The organism is Sedimentimonas flavescens (assembly GCF_025154035.1).
GTDB lineage: Bacteria > Pseudomonadota > Alphaproteobacteria > Rhodobacterales > Rhodobacteraceae > Rhodobacter > Rhodobacter flavescens.
In genome coordinates, this window is sequence record NZ_JAOALJ010000006.1 from 165,043 (window position 1) to 183,978 (window position 18,936).

General features: G+C 64.1%; 16 protein-coding genes. 1 reads left to right on the top strand and 15 read right to left on the bottom strand.

The annotated features are described in order from the left end of the window. Positions 1-20 precede the first annotated feature (20 nt). The 4 genes from N3C64_RS12640 to N3C64_RS12655 all read right to left on the bottom strand — a co-directional run bounded on the left by N3C64_RS12640 (position 21) and on the right by N3C64_RS12655 (position 5,749). Positions 21-1,025 (bottom strand): glycoside hydrolase family 3 N-terminal domain-containing protein, encoded by a 1,005-nt coding sequence (locus N3C64_RS12640; protein ID WP_260014812.1) that lies wholly within the window; start codon positions 1,023-1,025, stop codon positions 21-23. Then, positions 1,022-2,020 (bottom strand): SPOR domain-containing protein, encoded by a 999-nt coding sequence (locus N3C64_RS12645; protein ID WP_260014742.1) that lies wholly within the window; start codon positions 2,018-2,020, stop codon positions 1,022-1,024. Before N3C64_RS12645 ends, N3C64_RS12640 begins: the two co-directional genes overlap by 4 nt. A gap of 55 nt (positions 2,021-2,075) precedes the next feature. Then, entirely contained in the window at positions 2,076-3,821 is a 1,746-nt protein-coding gene (argS, locus tag N3C64_RS12650; RefSeq protein ID WP_260014743.1) for an arginine--tRNA ligase, read from the bottom strand. Between the two features lie 71 nt (positions 3,822-3,892). Next, positions 3,893-5,749 (bottom strand): cation:proton antiporter, encoded by a 1,857-nt coding sequence (locus N3C64_RS12655; RefSeq protein WP_260014744.1) that lies wholly within the window; start codon positions 5,747-5,749, stop codon positions 3,893-3,895. Between the two features lie 234 nt (positions 5,750-5,983). Here N3C64_RS12655 and N3C64_RS12660 point away from each other — a divergent pair, with 234 nt between their 5' ends. Further along, positions 5,984-7,555 carry a DEAD/DEAH box helicase gene (locus N3C64_RS12660; RefSeq protein ID WP_260014745.1) on the top strand — a complete coding sequence of 524 codons (1,572 nt, stop codon included), beginning with the start codon at positions 5,984-5,986 and terminating at the stop codon, positions 7,553-7,555. A 72-nt stretch (positions 7,556-7,627) separates the two neighbouring features. On the opposite strand, the gene N3C64_RS12665 is transcribed toward N3C64_RS12660, so the two are convergent. The 11 genes from N3C64_RS12665 to nuoH are packed head-to-tail and all read right to left on the bottom strand — an operon-like array spanning position 7,628 to position 18,887. Continuing rightward, entirely contained in the window at positions 7,628-9,253 is a 1,626-nt protein-coding gene (locus N3C64_RS12665) for a ribonuclease J (protein ID WP_260014813.1), read from the bottom strand. Between the two features lie 47 nt (positions 9,254-9,300). After that, positions 9,301-10,077 (bottom strand): type III pantothenate kinase, encoded by a 777-nt coding sequence (locus N3C64_RS12670; RefSeq protein ID WP_218629669.1) that lies wholly within the window; start codon positions 10,075-10,077, stop codon positions 9,301-9,303. Between the two features lie 14 nt (positions 10,078-10,091). Continuing rightward, positions 10,092-10,841: a biotin--[acetyl-CoA-carboxylase] ligase gene (locus tag N3C64_RS12675; protein WP_260014814.1), complete on the bottom strand. Its 750-nt coding sequence runs from the start codon at positions 10,839-10,841 to the stop codon at positions 10,092-10,094. Between the two features lies 1 nt (position 10,842). Continuing rightward, the gene (gene nuoN / locus N3C64_RS12680; protein WP_218629668.1) at positions 10,843-12,282 is read right to left on the bottom strand and encodes an NADH-quinone oxidoreductase subunit NuoN; all 1,440 of its coding nucleotides are present in this window, start codon (positions 12,280-12,282) and stop codon (positions 10,843-10,845) included. Positions 12,283-12,293: 11 nt separating this feature from the next. Continuing rightward, entirely contained in the window at positions 12,294-13,829 is a 1,536-nt protein-coding gene (locus N3C64_RS12685; RefSeq protein ID WP_218629667.1) for an NADH-quinone oxidoreductase subunit M, read from the bottom strand. Further along, complete coding sequence (gene nuoL / locus N3C64_RS12690; RefSeq protein ID WP_260014746.1) at positions 13,829-15,985, bottom strand: NADH-quinone oxidoreductase subunit L; 2,157 nt, start codon at positions 15,983-15,985, stop codon at positions 13,829-13,831. The genes N3C64_RS12685 and nuoL overlap by 1 nt, the downstream gene beginning before the upstream one ends. 6 nt (positions 15,986-15,991) lie before the next feature. Next, positions 15,992-16,297 carry an NADH-quinone oxidoreductase subunit NuoK gene (gene nuoK / locus N3C64_RS12695; protein WP_260014747.1) on the bottom strand — a complete coding sequence of 102 codons (306 nt, stop codon included), beginning with the start codon at positions 16,295-16,297 and terminating at the stop codon, positions 15,992-15,994. Positions 16,298-16,343: 46 nt separating this feature from the next. Then, positions 16,344-16,952: an NADH-quinone oxidoreductase subunit J gene (locus N3C64_RS12700; RefSeq protein WP_218629664.1), complete on the bottom strand. Its 609-nt coding sequence runs from the start codon at positions 16,950-16,952 to the stop codon at positions 16,344-16,346. Beyond that, positions 16,949-17,359 (bottom strand): carboxymuconolactone decarboxylase family protein, encoded by a 411-nt coding sequence (locus N3C64_RS12705; protein ID WP_218629663.1) that lies wholly within the window; start codon positions 17,357-17,359, stop codon positions 16,949-16,951. The genes N3C64_RS12700 and N3C64_RS12705 overlap by 4 nt, the downstream gene beginning before the upstream one ends. Continuing rightward, complete coding sequence (gene nuoI, locus N3C64_RS12710) at positions 17,356-17,847, bottom strand: NADH-quinone oxidoreductase subunit NuoI (protein ID WP_218629662.1); 492 nt, start codon at positions 17,845-17,847, stop codon at positions 17,356-17,358. The genes N3C64_RS12705 and nuoI overlap by 4 nt, the downstream gene beginning before the upstream one ends. Before the next feature lie 2 nt (positions 17,848-17,849). Continuing rightward, positions 17,850-18,887 carry an NADH-quinone oxidoreductase subunit NuoH gene (gene nuoH / locus N3C64_RS12715; RefSeq protein WP_218629661.1) on the bottom strand — a complete coding sequence of 346 codons (1,038 nt, stop codon included), beginning with the start codon at positions 18,885-18,887 and terminating at the stop codon, positions 17,850-17,852. Between the last annotated feature and the right edge of the window lie 49 nt (positions 18,888-18,936).

Here is an 18,936-nt window from a genome sequence, read left to right on the forward strand (position 1 = left end):
CTTCGAAAAGGTGGCTTTCCTCAGACATCCGCCCCATCGCCCAACAAAGCCACAAGTTCGGCTTCGAGCGCGGCGATGTCAACGGGGTCAGGCGCATGGCGGCGGGCAAGTGCCGCATCTGCACGGGCGGCAGCCTCGGGCGTCAGCTGGCCTGCGGCCTCGGAGACCTCTTCCATCGGCTCCATGTCGCCCTTGCAATAGAGCACCACATCGCATCCCGCCGCGATCGAGGCCGCGGCGCGCGCGCCCTTGCTGCCCGAAAGCGCCTCCATCCCGATATCGTCGGTCATCAGAAGACCGTCAAAACCGATCTGCTCGCGGATCAGGGCGATCATCTTGCGGCTTTGCGTGGCGGGCGCCTGATCGAAGGCAGTGAAGCGGATATGCGCGGTCATCCCGAGCGGCAGATCGCGCAGCGCCCGGAACGGCGCGAAGTCGGCCTGCGCCAGATCGGCGGGATCGGCCCCGACCACCGGCAGGTCCAGATGGCTGTCCGCCTCGGCGCGGCCATGCCCCGGCATATGCTTGAGGATCGGCAGCACGCCCCCCGCGAGGAAGCCCTCGGCCGTGGCACGGGCATTCGCGATCACCGTTGCGGAATCGGTGCCAAGGCACCGGTTCTGCAAGAAGGGATGGGTGCGCGGCCCCGCGATATCGCAGGTGGGCGCGCAGTTGGCATCAATGCCAATCGCGCGCAACTCATGTGCCTGAATACGTGCGCGGAGCCAGAAGCTGCGCGGTGCATCGCTCGCGGCGCGGGCCTGATCGAGCGGCGGCAGCCACTCGCGCCAATGCGGTGCACGAAGGCGCTGGACACGGCCGCCCTCTTGGTCGATCAGGATCGGCGCATCGCGACCCACCGCCTCGCGCAGTGATGAACAGAGCCGCGCAACCTGTTCCGGTGTTTCGATATTCCGCGAAAACAGGATGAAGCCCCAGGGGTCCGATGCGCGAAAGAACGAAGCCTCGGACGGCGAAAGAGCCAACCCTTCGCAGCCGAAAATCGTTGCGCCTGCGGGCATCAGCGCACCAGCGCGGGAATGCAGTTGGTGCTTTCGGCGACCAGCGCGGCGCAGAAGCGGCGCGCGTCATCCACATCATCAAAGCCCTGCACGCGCAGCCGGTAGAAGGTGCGTCCGCCCGAGCTTGCCTCCTGCACGACGCGCTTCTTGCCCTCCATCAGGGCGCCGAAACGGTTCGACACGCGATCCCATTCGAGCCGTGCCTGCTGCGGGCTGTCGAAAGCTCCAAGCTGAACAAGGCGCGTGCCAGTGGGCAGGCTGTCGGGTTCAAGCTCAACCGTCGGCATGACAGAGGCCTTGCCGCTGATCTCGGCAGTCAACGCGGCGGCCAGCGCATCGTTCGACATCTCGACCTCGGGGCGACGAACAGGCCGCGGCGACGTCTTGAGGCCCGGCGCATCGGCGAGCACCGAGACCACTTCGGCGGGAGCTTCGGGCTCAGCGGCTTCGGGCGCAAGCGCGGCAACATCCGCATCAACGGGCGCCTCGACCGGCGCCTCGGCCACGGGTTTGGCAGCGGGCGTCATGTCCGGTACGGGGAAGGCGGCCGGGGTCGGCGTAAGTTCCTGGATCGCAGGCGCTTTCGGCGCTTCGGCCAGCAGTTTGACATCGGCCATCGGCGTGTCTTCGTCGGTCAGGCCAGTCACTTCCGGGGCAAGGGCAACACGCTCGGGCGCGGGCGCTGCAACGCCCGTTCCGGCGACCGCGTTGACCGACAGGCCAACATGGCGTGCCAGATCGCCACCGGGATCTTCAGGTGCAATCCGCGCCGGGCCCTGCATCGCGCGGATCACCGGAACGCCGGTCACATCGCGCACCGCGAGCCGGTAGCCCCAGACCACGACCCCAAGGATCAACGCGACCGAGGTGATGGCACCCGCATACTGAACCCAACCAGAGCCAGAAGGAGCTGCAGCCGAATTGCCCCGATGGGAGTCATAGCCCCCCGAGTTGCCATAGCCATAGGCTCCGCCGTCGCGGTAGTGAATGCTCGCCATGCCTGCCTCGCCGCCGGTTATCCGGCTTTACTGCCTCTTCCGGCGGCGGCACGCTTTAGCGCATCTCTTCCGCCGGAGTTACGCCAAGAATACCAAGACCGGCCGAAATGACAACTGCGCAGGCCCGAGCGAGGGCGATTTTCGCCGAAGTGATGCCCGTATCCCCCTCTTGCACGAAGCGCAGCGCCGGTTCGTCATTGCCGCGGTTCCACAGCGCGTGAAGATCCGAGGCGATCTCGTAGAGGAAGAAAGCGATCCGGTGCGGCTCATTCGCGCGGGCGGCGATCTCGACATGGCGGGGCCATTCGGCAACCTTCTTGGCCAGCGCCAGTTCAGCCTCATGTGTATTGCCCGACAGATCCGCCTTGGCCAGCGCCGCGTTCGAGACGTCTATACCCAGCTCGGCCGCCTTGCGCGCAACCGAGGCCACACGGGCATGGGCGTATTGTACGTAGAACACCGGGTTGTCCTTGGACTGCTCCAGCACCTTGTCGAAGTCGAAGTCCAGCGGCGCGTCGTTCTTGCGCGTCAGCATGTGGAAGCGCGTCACATCGGCGCCGGCCTGCTCGACAACGTCGCGCAGGGTGACAAAGGTCCCTGCCCGCTTCGACATCTTGAAGGGTTCGCCGTTCTTGAACAGCTTCACCAGCTGGATCAGCTTGATATCCAGCGGCACGCGGTTTTCCGACAGCGCCGCGACGGCGGCCTTCATGCGCTTGACGTAACCGCCATGGTCCGCGCCAAAGACGTCGATCAGCATGTCGAAGCCGCGCAGCACCTTGTCGTAGTGATAGGCGATATCGGGCGCGAAATAGGTCCACGCCCCGTCCGACTTCTTCACCGGGCGGTCCACGTCATCGCCATAGGCAGTGGATTTGAACAGCGTTTGCTCGCGCTCTTCCCAGTCTTCGGGCAGCTTGCCCTTCGGCGGTTCCAGCACGCCCTCATAGATCAGGCCCAGATCCTGAAGCCGCTGCAACGCGGCCTCGATCTTGCCGGTGCCATAAAGCGCCTTTTCGGACGAATAGACATCCATCTTGACGTTGAGCAGCTGAAGATCCTCGCGGATCATTCCCATCATCGCCTCGGTCGCGAAACCGCGCACCTCGACCAGCCAGTCGCCTTCGGGCTTGTTCAGCAGGCTCTCGCCATATTTCGCCTTGAGCGCCTCACCCACCGGGATCAGGTAATCGCCGGGGTAGAGCCCCTCGCGGATCTCGGGCTCAAGGCCGTTGGCCTCGCGGTAGCGCTCATAGGCCGAGCGCGCCAGCACATCGACCTGCGCACCGCCGTCGTTGATGTAATATTCGCGCGTGACGTCATAACCCGCGAAATCCAGAAGCGAGGCCAGCGCATCGCCGAAAACCGCGCCGCGCGTATGGCCGACATGCATCGGCCCGGTGGGGTTGGCCGAGACATATTCGACGTTGACCTTGATCCCCTTACCCAGATCCGAGCGACCGAAATCCGCGCCCTGGATCAGCGCAGCGCGGGTCACCTCGGCCCAGACCGCCGGGTCAAGACGCAGGTTCAGAAAGCCCGGCCCGGCAACCTCGGCCGAGGTGATACGCGGGTCTGCAGCCAGTTTCGCCGCCAGCGCCTCGGCGATATCGCGCGGCTTGGCGCCTGCGGGCTTTGCCAGCACCATCGCGGCATTGGTCGCCATGTCGCCGTGCAATGCGTCTCGCGGGGGTTCGACTGCGACGTTGGCAAAATCGAGCCCGGCGGGCAGCTGCCCCTCGGCGACCAGAGCATCCAGCGCGGCGATGACCGCAATACGAATATTGGCAAAAAGGTTCATTTTCGGCTTTCCTTCGGTTGCCTCTCCCCTGCCAGAGCGGGCGCGCCGCGTCAATGGTCAGGCAGGGGGCCTCAGGGCAGCGGTGCCGCGGGTTGGGGCTGATCCGGCTCGGCCCGCGCGGCGGCGGCTTCATCAAGCGCACCGGGCGGCAACAGCGCGATCAGCCGGTCACCGGGTTCGGCGCGCAGCTTCTCGGCATCGCGGACGAAGCGCAGCTCTCCCTTCGGGCCGATGCGCAGGACGGGGATCGCGTCGGGGCGCTTTTCGCGCCAGGCCGACAGCGGGTATTCCTCGGTCAGGCGGGTCAGTCGGAAACGCCAGCCGTCTTCGACCAGTGCCTCGAAGGCGTCGAGCGTCCGCCCCGCCCCAAAGGGCCGCCCGCCCAACTGGGTCGGCAGGCTGTGGCGCGGGCGGTCATCTTTATGGCGCGCCACCTGCCAGACAGCATCGCGCCCGATCTCGGGGGCGAGGTCGGTCGCCACCAGCGTGTTGTAAGCGTCGTTCGAGGTGGCGGCCAGCAGCGAGCCAAACGCCATCAACTCGACCCGGTCCTCGGCCGCCTCGCTGAGGATGTCACCGTAGAAGGTGGGGATGCCAGCCGCACGCGGTCGGATCAACCGGGCGTGGTTCGGGTCGGTGATCAGCACCGACACCTCGGCCTTTTGCAGCGCCTCGGCCAGCCCCGTGGTAAAGCGCGAGCCGCCCACGATCAAAATCCCCGGCGCCTCTTTCCCCGCCAGCCCCATGGCGCGCGCCAGCGGCGCAAGCGTGAAGCCGTGCAGCACCACCGTCGAAAGCACAAGCACGAAGGCCAGCGGACCGATCCGCGCGCCATCGGTCACGCCTGCCTCGGCCAAACGCTGGCCGAACAGCCCCGCCACGGCCACCAGAACCACCCCACGCGGGCCGGTCAGCGCGATGAACAGCCGCTCTCGCATCGGCAGGTCGGAGCGCAGCAGCGAGATCAACACCGTTAGTGGCCGCGCGATCAGCACCGTCGCAGCCACGAAGGCCGCCGCGCGCCAATCGAGCGCGCGCACCTGCTCCATATCAAGCCCGGCCGCCAACAGGATGAAGACCCCCGAGACAAGCATGACTGTCGCCTGCTCCTTGAAGCGGCGCAGCTCGGTGTAAGAGGGCAGGTCCGCATTCCCGATCACTAGGCCCATCACGGTGACGGCCAGCAGCCCCGCCTCATGCAGCAGATGGTCGGACAGCGCGAAAACGGCCAGAAGGCTGACGAAGAGGACGGGCACCTTCATGTATTCGGGCACGAGCCCGCGCCGGAAGCTGTAGGCGATCATTCGCCCGCCCAGATAGCCCAGAACCGTCGCGGCAATAATGCCGATCACCACAAGCCCCGCCGCGCCCGCCGCGTCATGGCCCGCGCGCAGCACCAGGACCACCTCGAAAGCGAGTACCGCCGCCAGCGCGCCGATCGGGTCGTTGACGATCGCCTCCCATTGCAGAAGCTGCGCGGGGCGGCGCGCTAACCGCGCCTGCCGCAGCAGTGGCGCGATCACGGTTGGACCGGTCACGATCATGATACCGCCAAAGACAGCCGCCGTTTCCCAGCTCAGCCCGGCGGCGAAGACCAGCACCAGCGCCGACATCAGCCAGCCAAGCGGCGCACCGATCAGCACCAGCCGCCGCACCCCCGCGCGCGCATCGCCCAATCGGTGGAGGTCAAGCGACAGCCCGCCCTCGAACAGGATCACCGCAACGGCAAGCGATACAAGCGGCCCCATCAGATCGCCGAGCACAGCCCTTGGATCAAGCAACCCGGTCACCGGCCCGGCGATGATCCCCGCGACCAGCATGATCACGATGGCGGGCAGCCGGAGCCGCCAAGCACACCACTGGGCCCCGACCCCGATCACGCCGATCAAGGCCAATCCCATGACCGGTTCGATTTCCGTCATCGCCATTCGCCTGCGCCTTGCCTGCCCCGTGCTTCCCCCCTTTGTGCCCTGCCCTCAAAGCCCCGCGCAAGGCATTGAACCCGCTGACCACAGGGCATTTTCATCCCGCATCCGCGCAGATTGACGTTTTGTCGCATTTCGAGTAGCTACTGCCCACCCGCATCCGGCGGGCAAAACCCCGGGGCGCCCGAACCTTGCGTCCCATCACCCTGCGGTCCGATACCGCATCCAAGGACGCTGATGACCAAATTTTCTGACCTGAAGCTGGACCCTAAGGTCCTTTCCGCCATTGCAGACGCGGGCTACGAAACCCCGACCCCGATCCAGGCGGGCGCTATTCCGCACGCGCTCGACGGCAAGGACGTTCTGGGCATCGCCCAGACCGGCACCGGCAAGACCGCCTCGTTCACGCTGCCGATGATCACGCTGCTCTCCAAGGGCCGTGCCCGGGCGCGTATGCCGCGTTCGTTGGTGCTGTGCCCGACGCGCGAACTTGCCGCGCAGGTGGCCGAGAATTTCGACACCTATGCCAAGAATACCAAGCTGACCAAGGCGCTGCTGATCGGCGGCGTCAGCTTCTCGGAACAAGACAAGCTGATCGACCGTGGCGTTGACGTGCTGATCGCGACGCCGGGCCGCCTTCTGGACCATTTCGAGCGCGGCAAGCTTTTGCTGACCGGCGTGCAGATCATGGTGGTGGACGAGGCCGACCGGATGCTCGACATGGGTTTCATCCCGGATATCGAGCGTATTTTCCAGCTGACCCCCTTCACCCGGCAGACGCTGTTCTTTTCGGCCACCATGGCGCCCGAGATCGAGCGCATCACCAACACCTTCCTGCACGCCCCCGCGCGCATCGAGGTTGCCCGCCAGGCGACGGCCTCGGAAACCATCACGCAAAAGCTGGTGCAGATCTCCCCGCCGCGCCGCGACCAGACCGCCAAGGCCAAGCGCGAACTGCTGCGCGCCCTGATCCAGGCCGAGGGCGAAAGCTGCACCAACGCCATCATCTTCTGCAACCGCAAGTCGGATGTGGACATCGTGGCCAAATCGCTGAAAACGCATGGCTTCAACGCCGCGCCGATCCATGGCGACCTGGAGCAGAGCCAGCGCATGAAAACGCTCGACGCGTTCCGCGAGGGCGGGCTGCAACTGCTCGTGGCGTCCGACGTGGCCGCACGCGGCCTCGACATTCCGGCCGTCAGCCATGTCTTCAACTACGACCTGCCGAGCCATGCCGAGGATTACGTCCACCGCATCGGGCGCACGGGTCGTGCCGGGCGCAAGGGCGCGGCCTTCTCGATCGCGACGCCGTCCGATGACAAATACCTCAACGCCATCGAGGCGCTGGTGAAAATGGAAATCCCGCGCGCCGAGACGCCCGAGGGCTTCTCGCTGTCCGAGGCCGCGCATCGCGAGCCCCGCCAGTATGACGATGCCAAGGGCGGGCGCGCCAAGTCGCGCAGCCCCCGTGGCGGGCGTGGCCGTGGCGAGCGGCGCGAGGCTCCGGTCGTTGAGGAAAAGGCGCTTGAAGTCGTGGCCGAGGCCGTGGCCGAAGCCCCCAAGCGCGAGGAACGCCGAGAAGAGCGTCGGGACGAGCGCCGTGAGGAACGTCGCGAAGAGCGCCGCGATGACCGGCGCGAGCGTGGTGGACGCGGCCGCGATGGCGGTGGCCCGACCGTGGTCGGCATGGGCGATCATGTGCCGGACTTCCTGCTGCGTTCGTTCCGTACGACGCGCCCGAGCACGGCGGCCGCAACCGACAACGACAGCGAAAGCGACGCCCCGGCCGAGGACAGCAGCGAAAGCTGATCCCGCGACCGAGACACGAAAAAACCCCGGCGCCTCTGGCTGCCGGGGTTTTTCTTTGCTCTGTGTCTCGGATCAGTCCGCCATCAGGCGCGAAACGACAACGGTAACCTCGGGCTTCTTGCCGATCTCTTCCATCGTCACCTGACGCGCGATGCGGCGCAGCGCCTCGTCCATCTTGTCGTCGTTCGAGATGATCTTGTCGGGCGCGCGTTCAAGGAACTCGGCCAGTTCATCCTCGATCTGATCGGCGATCGGCGTACCAGAGCGGCCAACCTCGGGCAGGCCCATCAGTTCAACCCAGGCATCGCCAAGCGGCACATCATCCTCGTCGATGATGACGGTGATCAGCACATGACCGTTCAGAGCCATGCGGATACGGTCGCGCACAACGCCATCGAGTGCGCCGATCAGCACCGAGCCATCCAGATAGGTGCGGCCGGCCTCGATGTACTCGGCCACTTTCGGCGCCTGTCCCGTGATGTCGATCATCATACCGTTTGTCGCCACGAGCGAGGCAATCCCCTTGGACGTGGCGATCTTTGAATGCTCGCGCATATGGCGGTGTTCGCCATGCATCGGGATCAGCATCTGCGGCTTGAGCAGATCATGCACCGCCTCAAGATCCGGGCGGTTGGCGTGACCCGAGACGTGGTAAAGCCCGCCGCGGTCGTCGATCACCTCGACACCCTTCTCGGAGAAGGCGTTCATGATGCGGATCACGCCACGCTCATTGCCCGGAATGACCTTGGAGGAGAACAGGAAGGTGTCGCCGTCCTTCATCTCGATCCCGAGGTATTTGCCCCGCGACAGCTGCGCCGAGGCCGCGCGGCGCTCGCCCTGGCTGCCGGTGACGATCAGCATCAGGTTGTGGCGCGGCACATCCGCAGCATCCTCGGCCGGAATATGACCGGGGAAGCCGGTCAATACGGCGGTTTCCTCGGCCACGGAGACCATGCGCTTCATCGCGCGACCCAGAAGGCAGATCGAGCGGCCCGCCGCCCTGCCCGCCTCGGCCAGCGTTTTCAGGCGCGCCACGTTCGAGGCAAAGGTGGTCGCGACAACCATTCCTTCCTGCTCGGCAATCAGCTGCGTTAGAGGCCCGGCCAAGGTGGCCTCCGAACGCCCGGGCTGCGGCGAGAAGACGTTGGTCGAGTCGCAGACCAGCAGCTTGACGCCATCGCCCTCACCGGCAATCTCGTGCCACATGACCGGGTCAAAAGGCTCGCCCACAATCGGACTGCCATCGAGCTTGAAATCGCCCGTATGCACGATACGCCCCGCAGGCGTGTCGATGACCAGCGCCGAGCTTTCCGGGATCGAATGCGACACCGGCACGAACTGAACCTTGAACGGACCCGCCTCGATCACTTGCGGGCGCGGTTCGACGACGTGCAGATCCTCGGTGCCGATCCCGGCCTCTTCCAGCTTCAGCGCACCAATCCGCGCGGTGAAACGTCGGGCATAGACGGGCTTGCGCAAACGCGGCCACAGATGCGGCAGCGCTCCGATATGGTCCTCATGGGCATGCGTGATAAAGATCGCGTCGATGCGGTGCTTGTTTTCCTCAAGCCAGGCCACGTCGGCCATGATCAGATCGACACCGGGCGAGCTGTCCATGTCCGGGAAGGTCACGCCCAGATCAACAACGATCAGCCGCTCCTTCCCGGCGGGGCCATAGCCATAGACATAGGCATTCATACCGATCTCGCCGGCGCCGCCCAAAGGTAGATAGATCAGCCGCTCGCTCACGCACTCAGCCCCTTATTATAATCGTTGATGAGCCGCAGCCCGTGGATGGTCAGGTCGTCTTCGACCGCGTCGAACAGATCGAAGCCCTGATCGAACAGCCCTGCAAGACCGCCCGTGGCGATCACCTTCATCGGGCGGTCGCGCTCAGAGCGGATCTGGCGCACGATGCCTTCGACAAGACCGATATAGCCCCAATAGACCCCCGATTGAATACAGGCCACCGTATTCGTGCCGATCACCTGCGTCGGATGGGTCACATCGACGTGCGGCAGCGCGGCGGCGGCCATGTGCAGCGCCTCAAGACTGAGGTTCACGCCCGGCGCGATCACACCGCCGATATAGGCGCCATCCGCAGCGACCACGTCGAATGTCGTCGCCGTGCCGAAATCCACCACGACGATATCGCCTCCGTGCCGGTCGAAACCCGCAACGGTGTTCACCAGTCGGTCGGGGCCGACCGTCGTGCCGAAATCCACGCGCGGCGCGACCGGCAAGTGGCAATCGGGCTTGCCCACCACGAGCGGGCGGCAATCGTAATAGCGATTGCACAGAACGCGCAGGTTGAAGACCACGCGCGGCACCGTCGTGGAAATGATCGCCTCGGATATCTGCGCCTTGATCCCCTTGAGGTTCATCAACCCCGAAAGCCAGACGAAATACTCATCCGCCGTGCGGCGATGGTCGGTGGCGATCCGCCAGGTCGAGACGAACTCGGCGCCGTCCCAGATTGAAAAGACCGTGTTGGTGTTCCCGCAGTCGATGCACAGAAGCATTCGCGGCTCCTTTGTCAGAAAAACACATCCGCAGCCGCAATTGCCCGCGGGCCATGCGCGGTGCGCAAAATCATCGCCCCGGTGTCGTCGATCGTCTCGAAGACGCCTTCGGTTGTCTGGGTCGTCGTACGCGCGACGACGGTCTCGCCAAGGCGCGCCGCGCGGGCCAGCCAGGCTGTGCGGATCGGCGCGAAACCGTAGGTCTCGAACTGCCGCGCGAGCCGATCGAAGGCCATGGCCAGCGGCGGCAGGAATTCGTCGGGGGTGATTGTCAGCCCGGTCTCGCCGGCCACGCTGACCGGCGCCATCGCGCTGGCCTCAAGCTGCGCGGCGGGCGGCGCCTCCGCGAGGTTAACGCCAATGCCGATCGCCAGATGGCTCAGCGGCCCACCGGCGCCGATCGACTCGAGCAAGATCCCCGCGACCTTGCCGCCGTTGAGCAGCACGTCGTTAGGCCATTTGATCGACAGCCGCCCCGCCGGGCCGATGAAACGCGACAGCGCCTCGTCCAGCGCCAAAGCGGCGACGAAAGAATAAAGCGCGGCCTGGGTCAGTTCGCATTTCGGATGAAACAGCAGCGTGGCGGCGAAATTGCCCTCGGGCATTTTCCAGTCGCGCCCGCGGCGACCGCGCGCGGCGGTTTGCACGCGGGCCTGAATCCACGCAGGCCCCGCGATCCGCGGGGCCAGACGGGCAGCCTCAGCCATGGTCGAGTCGACCCGCGCGAGGACGTGGCGCGCCACGCCCTCGGGCCAGTCTGTCAGGTCAGTGGACAAGCGCCGCGGCTGCTGCCTGAGCAGCCCCCTCGATCCCGAAGAGGTTGAACGCACCCGCCACCATCACGAAGGCGGCCAGCATCAGCAGCCCCCACTGGACGGCCGGCATCCGCGATTCAAGCGCCTCGGTCTCGGTGCCGAAGTACATGTAGTAAACGATGCGCAGGTAGTAGAAGGCACCGATCACCGACGCGATCACACCGAAGACCGCAAGCCAGATGTAGCCCGCCGACACCGCCGCCGCGAGCACGCCGAACTTGGCGAAGAAGCCCAGCATCGGCGGCACACCGGCCAGCGAGAAGAACAGCACCAGCAGCGCCAGCGCCTTCAGCGGCTCGGCCTTGGCGAACATGTTGAGCGAGGCGATGTCGGTCACCGGGGCGCCATCACGCTCCATCGACAGGATGAAGGCGAAGGTGCCCACGTTCATGGCCACATAGATGGTCATGTAGAGCAGCATCGACTGCACGCCTTCCTCGGTCCCGGCGGTGAGGCCGAGCAGCGCAAAGCCCATATGCGCGATCGAGGAATAGGCCATCAGGCGTTTGATGTTCTTCTGGCCAATACCGGCGATCGAGCCAAGGAACATCGAGGCGACGGCGATCAGACCGATCACCTGGCCCCATTCGTTCGTCACGTGACCGAAGGCGTCCATCACCAAGCGCGCCATCAGCGCCATCGCGGCCATTTTCGGTGCGGTGGCGAAGAAGGCGGTCACCGGGGTGGGCGAGCCTTCGTAAACGTCGGGCGTCCACATGTGGAACGGAACCGCCGAGACCTTGAAGGCAAGACCGGTCACCATGAAGACCATGCCGAACAGCACGCCAATCGGCAGATGCCCATGCTCGACCACGGTGATGATGCCCGCGAACGAGGTGGTGCCCGCGAAACCATAGGTCAGCGAGGCGCCGTAGAGCAGCAGACCCGAGGAGAGCGAGCCGAGCACGAAGTACTTCAGACCCGCTTCCGACGAGCGCGCCGAGTCACGACGCATGGCGGCGACGACGTAGAGCGCGAGCGATTGCAGCTCGAGGCCCATGTAGAGCGACATCAGATCGCCCGCCGAAACCATCATCATCATGCCGATCACGGCCAGAACGACCAGGATCGGATATTCGAAGCGCAGCAGGCCGCGACGGGCCATGTAATCCGCGCTCATTGCCAGCACGGCTGCCGCCGAGAGCAGGATCGCGACCTTGGCGAAGCGCGCGAAGGCGTCGTCAATGAAGAGGCCGCCGAAGGCTTCGGTCGCGCCGTTGCCCCGCAGGCCGATCCAGACGCCGACCAGCACCAGCACCGCCACCGTAACCCACAGAAGGCCGGAAGCGATCTTGTCCTTGCCGCCATAGGCGCCTGCCATGAGCCCGACCATTGCGAAAACGGCGAGCAGGAATTCCGGCAGGATCGTGGAGAAATCCGCAGAAGTCATTTGTTTCTCCCTCAGTGCCCGGCCGCTGCCATTTGGTCGGCAGGCAGGCTGGCGTTGTAGTCTTGGACAAGCTGGCCGACGGACGGCCCGATGATATCAGTCACCAGACGCGGATAGACCCCCAGAAGGAGCGTCATCGCGACGAGCGGCGCAAAGATCCACTTCTCGCGCGCGGTCATGTCGGTGATGGTCTTGAGGCTTTCCTTGATCAGGTCACCCAGAACCACACGACGATAGAGCCACAGCGCATAGCCGGCCGACAGGATCACGCCCGAGGCGGCAACCGCCGTCACCCAGGTGTTGACCTTGAAGATCCCCATGAGCGTCAGGAATTCACCGATGAAGCCCGAGGTGCCGGGAAGCCCGACGTTGGCCATGGTGAAGAACATGAAGATCAGCGCATAGGCCGGCATCCGGTTCACGAGACCACCATAGGCGTCGATCTCGCGGGTGTGCATCCGGTCGTAGATCACGCCGACGCACAGGAACAGCGCGCCCGAGATGAAGCCGTGCGACAGCATCTGGAAGATGGCGCCGTCGATGCCCTGCTGGTTCACCGCGAAGATCCCCATGGTCACATAGCCCATGTGCGCGACCGATGAATAAGCGATCAGCTTCTTCATGTCCGACTGTGCCAGCGCCACAAGCGAGGTGTAGACGATCGCGATCGCCGACATCCACAGCACCAGCGGCCCCATCACATCCGAGCCCACCGGGAACATCGGCAGCGAGAAGCGCAGGAAGCCGTAGCCACCCATCTTCAGCAGGATCGCGGCCAGCACGACCGAGCCTGCCGTCGGCGCCTGAACGTGCGCGTCGGGCAACCAGGTGTGCACCGGCCACATCGGCATCTTCACCGCGAAGGAGGCGAAGAAGGCCAGGAACAGCAGCGTCTGCATACCGCCGATCACCGTGAAGCCCGCGACGTGCAGGGTTTCCGAGGCGAACTCATGCTTGAGCAGCGCAACCATATCGGTGGTGCCCGCGTCCATATACATGGCGATCATCGCCACCAGCATCAGCACCGAGCCGAGGAAGGTGTAGAGGAAGAACTTGAACGAGGCGTAGATGCGCTCTTTGCCACCCCAGATACCGATGATCAGGAACATCGGGATCAGGCCAGCTTCGAAGAACAGGTAGAACAGCACCAGATCCAGCGCGACGAACACGCCAATCATCAGCCCTTCGAGCACGAGGAAGGCAATCATGTATTCCTTCACGCGCTTCTCGACGCCCCAGGCCGAGGCAATCGTCAGCGGCATGAGGAACGTGGTCAGCAGAACGAAGAGGATCGAGATCCCGTCGATGCCGAGCTTGTAGCGCAGGCCCATGATCCACTCACGGTCCTCGACGAACTGGAAGCCAGTGTTCGACGGATCGAAACCCGAAAGCAGGAAGAGCGAGACAAGGAAGGTAACCGAGGTCGCGGTCAGCGCGAACCATTTCGCGTTGCGATCCGCAGCCTCGCCGCCCCCGCGCTGCACCAGCGCCAGGATAGCCGCCGCCACCAGGGGAATGAAAGTGATGATGGAAAGCAGGTTTTCCATTAGTTCGACCCCCCGGTCAGGACGACCCAGAACATGAGCACCACGATGCCGACGACCATGGCGAAAGCGTAGTGGAACAGGTAGCCGGACTGCACCCGGCCAGCGAGACGCGTCAGGCGCGGCACGATACCGAGCGCAACTCCGTTGATGGCCCCGTCGATCGTCGCGCCGTCACCCTTCTTCCACAGGAAGTTGCCAAGCCATTTGGCCGGGCGGATGAAGATCGCTTCATAGAGCTCGTCGAAATACCACTTGTTCAGCAGGAACTGGTACAGCGCGGGCTGCGCCTTGGCGAGACGCTCGGGCAGAGCCGGGTTGACGATGTAGAACAGGTAGGACAGCGACAGACCGATCAGCATCGCGATGAAGGGCGACACCTTGACCCAGACGGGTGCGTGGTGCGCGTCGTCCATCACGGTGTTGTCGGGTGCCATGAAGATCGCGCCTTGCGGAGCAGCACCGGCAACAGCGTGGCCATCGGCCGCGGCATGCTCGGTCGCGGCAGGCGCCGCATGCTCATCCGCCGGGGCGGCGTGCTCGCTAACCGGGGCCACATCCGACATCGCGGTTTCATGGTTCACGGCAGCGGCCTCGGCCGCATGATCGCCTTCGACCGCCACTTCGTGCTGCGGCATGCCGAAGAACGCCAGCACCTTGTTGTGGTCGCCGAAGAAGCTGTTGTACCACACCATCCCCGAGAAGATCGCGCCGATTGCCAGAACGCCGAGCGGAACCAGCATCACCACCGGGCTTTCATGCGCGTGGTCATGCGCATGATGATCGCCGCGCGCCTTGCCGAAGAAGGTCATGAAGATCAGGCGCCACGAGTAGAACGAGGTCATCGCGGCGGCGAACACGAGGAGCCAGAAGGCGTAGCCCGAACCCGAGGCATAGGCGCTCTCGATGATGGCGTCTTTCGACAGGAAGCCAGCGAAGCCGATCGAGGTGAGCGGGATGCCGACGCCGGTGATGGCGAAGGTGCCGATCATCATGATCCAGAAGGTGAACGGGATCTTCTTGCGCAGGTTGCCATAGTTCCGCATGTCCTGCTCGTGGTGCATCGCATGGATGACCGAGCCGGCGCCGAGGAACAGCATGGCCTTGAAGAAGGCGTGCGTCAGCAGGTGGAACATCGCTGCCGAGTAAACGCCCGCACCGGCGGCCACGAACATGTAGCCAAGCTGCGAACAGGTCGAATAGGCGATGACGCGCTTGATGTCGTTCTGCACAAGGCCCACGGTCGCCGCGAAGAAGGCGGTGGTGGCGCCGATGAAGACGATGAACATCTTGGCCTGCGGCGCGTATTCGAAGAGCGGCGACATGCGCGACACCAGGAACACACCCGCGGTCACCATGGTTGCGGCGTGGATAAGGGCCGAAACCGGCGTCGGGCCTTCCATCGCGTCCGGCAGCCAGGTGTGCAGCAGAAGCTGCGCCGACTTACCCATGGCACCCACGAAGAGCAGGAAGGCCAGCAGGTTGGCGGCATTCCACTCGGTCCAGAGGAAATGAAGGTTGGTCTCAGCCAGGGTCGGCGCGGCGGCGAAGATATCGTCCATCGAGATCGAGCCGACCAGGTAGAACAGGCCGAAGATGCCAAGCGCAAAGCCGAAGTCGCCGACACGGTTGACGATGAAGGCCTTCATGGCCGCCGCGTTCGCCGAGGGCTTTTTGTAGTAGAAGCCGATCAGCAGATACGAGGCCAGACCCACGCCTTCCCAACCGAAGAACATCTGCACCAGGTTGTCCGAGGTCACCAGCATCAGCATCGCGAAGGTGAACAGCGACAGATAGGCGAAGAAGCGCGCCTTGTAATGCTCGTGATGGGTCCAGTTCTCGTCATGGGCCATGTAGCCCCACGAATACAGGTGCACCAGCGCCGAGACCGTGGTCACCACGATCAGCATGATCGCGGTCATCCGGTCGACGCGGATCCCCCAGGAGGTGTTCAGCTCGGCGCCCGACTGGATCCAGTCGAGGATGTGGATGTGATGCGTCTGCCCGTCATGGCCGAGGAACACGACCCAGCTGAGCAGGCACGACAGGAACAGCAGGCCGGTCGTAACCGCCATGGCGCCCTTTTCGGAGATCACGCGCCAGCCGAAGCCGCCGATGATCGCCCCGAGAAGGGGAGCAAAGAGGATGATCGTTTCCATTGTCCCTTACCCCCTCATCACGTTGACGTCTTCGACTTCGATCGTGCCGCGGTTCCGGAAGAACACGACAAGGATCGCAAGGCCGATCGCCGCTTCGGCGGCTGCCACGGTCAGGATGAACATCGTGAACACCTGGCCCGCCAGGTCGTTCAGATGCGCCGAGAAGGCCACCATGTTGATATTGACCGACAGCAGGATCAGTTCGATCGACATCAGGATGACGATGACGTTCTTGCGGTTCACGAAGATGCCGAAGATGCCGGTGACGAACAAAGCCGCCGCCACCCCTAGGTAATGTTCAAGTCCGATCATCGCTGTCCCTCCGGGTTTGCGCCCGTTTCATTCTTTCTAGCGTTCATCACAGCCCCTGCCCCGGTTTCACGTCCACCAACTCCAGCGCCTTGGCCGGGTCGCGGTGCATCTGGGCGATCACGTTCTGGCGTTTGACGTCCTTGCGGTGGCGCAGCGTCAGCAGGATGGCGCCGATCATCGCGACCAGCAGCACCAGACCCGCCGCCTGGAAGAGGTAGAGATACTTGTCATACATGACCATACCGAGCGCGACCGAGTTCTGGACGCCCTCTTCAATCGGGACCATACGCAGCGTCTCCGCCTTGTCCGAGGCGTGCCAGGCGCTGAAACCCGCGCCCAGTTGCAGCAGCATGACCACGCCGATCAGCAGGCCAAGCGGCATGGTGCGCGCAAGCTCGCCCTTCAGCTCGGCGAAATCGACATCGAGCATCATGACAACGAAGAGGAAGAGCACCGCGACCGCGCCGACATAGACGATGATCAGCAGCATGGCCACGAACTCGGCCCCCAGCAGGACGAACAGCCCCGCCGCCGACAGGAAGGTCAGGATCAGCCAGAGCACCGAGTGGACCGGGTTCTTCGACACGACCACCATGAAGCCCGCGACCACCGCCACGACGGCGAAGAGGTAGAAGGCGAATGCAAACACCGTCATGTGTTTTCCCCCGATTTTTCGTCAAAGACCGAGCGCGCAATCTCCAGCGCCTTGGTCATGGCGGGCACGCCGCCGAACATGCTCATCTGGAAGATCACCTCGGCGATCTCCCGTTGCGTCGCGCCAGCCTCAAGCGCGTGACGGATCGTCAGGCGCAGCTGCGGCTCGGCCTGCGCGCCCAGAACGGTCAGCGCCGCAACTGTCACCAGAAGCCGCGTACGCGCATCAAGCCCATCACGATTGAAGGTTTTTCCGAACCACATCTCCATCATGTCCTTCGACATGGTGGGGAAGAGTTTTTCAAACGCGGTCGGGTTGAAGCTCTCCAAACCCGGGTTGAACAGGCGCGCCATCTCGGCACCCTGCTCCATCATCGTGGTGAAAAGCTTCTGAAATTCCTCGTTCATCTGTAGGGCGCATCCAGCTCGAGGTTACGGGCAATCTCCGCTTCCCAACGCGCGCCGTTCTCCAGGAGTTTCTCCTTGGTGTAGAACAGCTCTTCGCGGGTCTCGGTGGCGAATTCGAAGTTCGGACCCTCGACGATGGCATCGACCGGGCAGGCTTCCTGGCAGAAGCCGCAGTAGATGCACTTGGTCATGTCGATGTCGTAACGCGTGGTCCGGCGCGAGCCGTCCTCGCGCGGTTCGGCGTCGATGGTGATCGCCTGAGCCGGGCAAATCGCCTCGCACAGTTTGCAGGCGATGCAGCGCTCTTCGCCGTTGGGATAACGGCGCAGGGCGTGCTCACCGCGGAAGCGGGGCGACAGCGGACCCTTTTCATGCGGGTAGTTCAGCGTGGGCTTGGGCGCGAAGAAATAGCGCATCCCCAGGGCGAAGCCCTTGATGAAGTCCACCAGCAGGAAATACTTGGCGGCGCGTGCGTAGTCGAAAGCCATTCTCAGCCCCCCATCGTCCAGCGGGCCCAAAAGCCGCCGAGCACTTCGAATTTCGCAAGGAACGCCACGATCACGACCCAGGCCAGCGACAGCGGCAGGAACACTTTCCAGCCAATCCGCATGAGCTGGTCATAGCGGTAGCGCGGCACGATCGCCTTCACCATGGCGAACATGAAGAACATGACCCACATCTTGCCGACCATCCACAGCACGCCGTCCGGAATGCCGGGAATCGGGCTCAGCCAGCCGCCGAAGAACAGGATCGACATCAGCGCGCACATCAGGAAGATCGCGATGTATTCGCCGGCCATGAACAGCAGGTAGGGGGTCGAGGAATATTCGACCATGAAACCCGCGACGAGTTCCGATTCCGCTTCCGGAAGGTCGAAGGGCGGACGGTTCGTTTCGGCCAGCGCCGAGATGAAGAACAGCGCCACCATCGGCAGGTGCGGCAGCCAGTACCAGTTGAACAGGCCGACCGAGCCGCGCTGCGCCTCGACGATGGCGGAGAGGTTCATCGAGCCGGTCGAGATGATCACACCGATGATGATCAGGCCGAGGCTGACCTCATAGGAGATCATCTGCGCGGCCGAACGCAGCGAGCCGAGGAACGGGTATTTCGAGTTCGACGCCCAACCGCCCATGATCACGCCGTAAACCTCAAGCGAGGAGACCGCGAAGACGAAGAGGATGGCGACGTTGATGTCGGCCAGCACCCAGCCCTCGTTGAACGGCACCACCGCCCAGGCGACGATCGCAAGCACGAGGCTCAGCATCGGCGCGAGGAAGAAGACGAACTTGTCGGCGCCCGCGGGGACGACGATTTCCTTCACCACGTATTTCAGCGCGTCGGCCACCGATTGCAGCAGGCCGAATGCGCCCACGACGTTCGGACCTTTCCGCATCTGGACAGCCGCCCAGATCTTACGGTCGCCATAGACCAGGAACAGCAGGGAGAGCATCACGAATGCGATGATCCCCAGACCCTGCACTGCGATCAGGAGCGCCGTGCCCAGTGGTGTTGCCAGAAACTCAGCCATTTTGTCCCTCAGACCGCCTTATTTCATTTCGTCGGTATTCTTGTCCCCC

What these genes read in the sequence shown, in the direction of transcription:
- nuoN (WP_218629668.1), bottom strand. Translation starts at nt 12,282, where the DNA reads ATGACTTCTGCGGATTTCTCCACGATCCTGCCGGAATTCCTGCTCGCC.
- nuoH (WP_218629661.1), bottom strand. Translation starts at nt 18,887, where the DNA reads ATGGCTGAGTTTCTGGCAACACCACTGGGCACGGCGCTCCTGATCGCA.
- N3C64_RS12655 (WP_260014744.1), bottom strand. Translation starts at nt 5,749, where the DNA reads ATGGCGATGACGGAAATCGAACCGGTCATGGGATTGGCCTTGATCGGC.
- nuoL (WP_260014746.1), bottom strand. Translation starts at nt 15,985, where the DNA reads ATGGAAACGATCATCCTCTTTGCTCCCCTTCTCGGGGCGATCATCGGC.
- argS (WP_260014743.1), bottom strand. Translation starts at nt 3,821, where the DNA reads ATGAACCTTTTTGCCAATATTCGTATTGCGGTCATCGCCGCGCTGGAT.
- N3C64_RS12685 (WP_218629667.1), bottom strand. Translation starts at nt 13,829, where the DNA reads ATGGAAAACCTGCTTTCCATCATCACTTTCATTCCCCTGGTGGCGGCG.
- N3C64_RS12665 (WP_260014813.1), bottom strand. Translation starts at nt 9,253, where the DNA reads ATGAATGCCTATGTCTATGGCTATGGCCCCGCCGGGAAGGAGCGGCTG.
- N3C64_RS12660 (WP_260014745.1), top strand. Translation starts at nt 5,984, where the DNA reads ATGACCAAATTTTCTGACCTGAAGCTGGACCCTAAGGTCCTTTCCGCC.
- N3C64_RS12705 (WP_218629663.1), bottom strand. Translation starts at nt 17,359, where the DNA reads ATGAACGAGGAATTTCAGAAGCTTTTCACCACGATGATGGAGCAGGGT.
- N3C64_RS12645 (WP_260014742.1), bottom strand. Translation starts at nt 2,020, where the DNA reads ATGGCGAGCATTCACTACCGCGACGGCGGAGCCTATGGCTATGGCAAC.
- N3C64_RS12700 (WP_218629664.1), bottom strand. Translation starts at nt 16,952, where the DNA reads ATGACGGTGTTTGCATTCGCCTTCTACCTCTTCGCCGTCGTGGCGGTG.
- nuoI (WP_218629662.1), bottom strand. Translation starts at nt 17,847, where the DNA reads ATGGCTTTCGACTACGCACGCGCCGCCAAGTATTTCCTGCTGGTGGAC.
- nuoK (WP_260014747.1), bottom strand. Translation starts at nt 16,297, where the DNA reads ATGATCGGACTTGAACATTACCTAGGGGTGGCGGCGGCTTTGTTCGTC.
- N3C64_RS12670 (WP_218629669.1), bottom strand. Translation starts at nt 10,077, where the DNA reads ATGCTTCTGTGCATCGACTGCGGGAACACCAACACGGTCTTTTCAATC.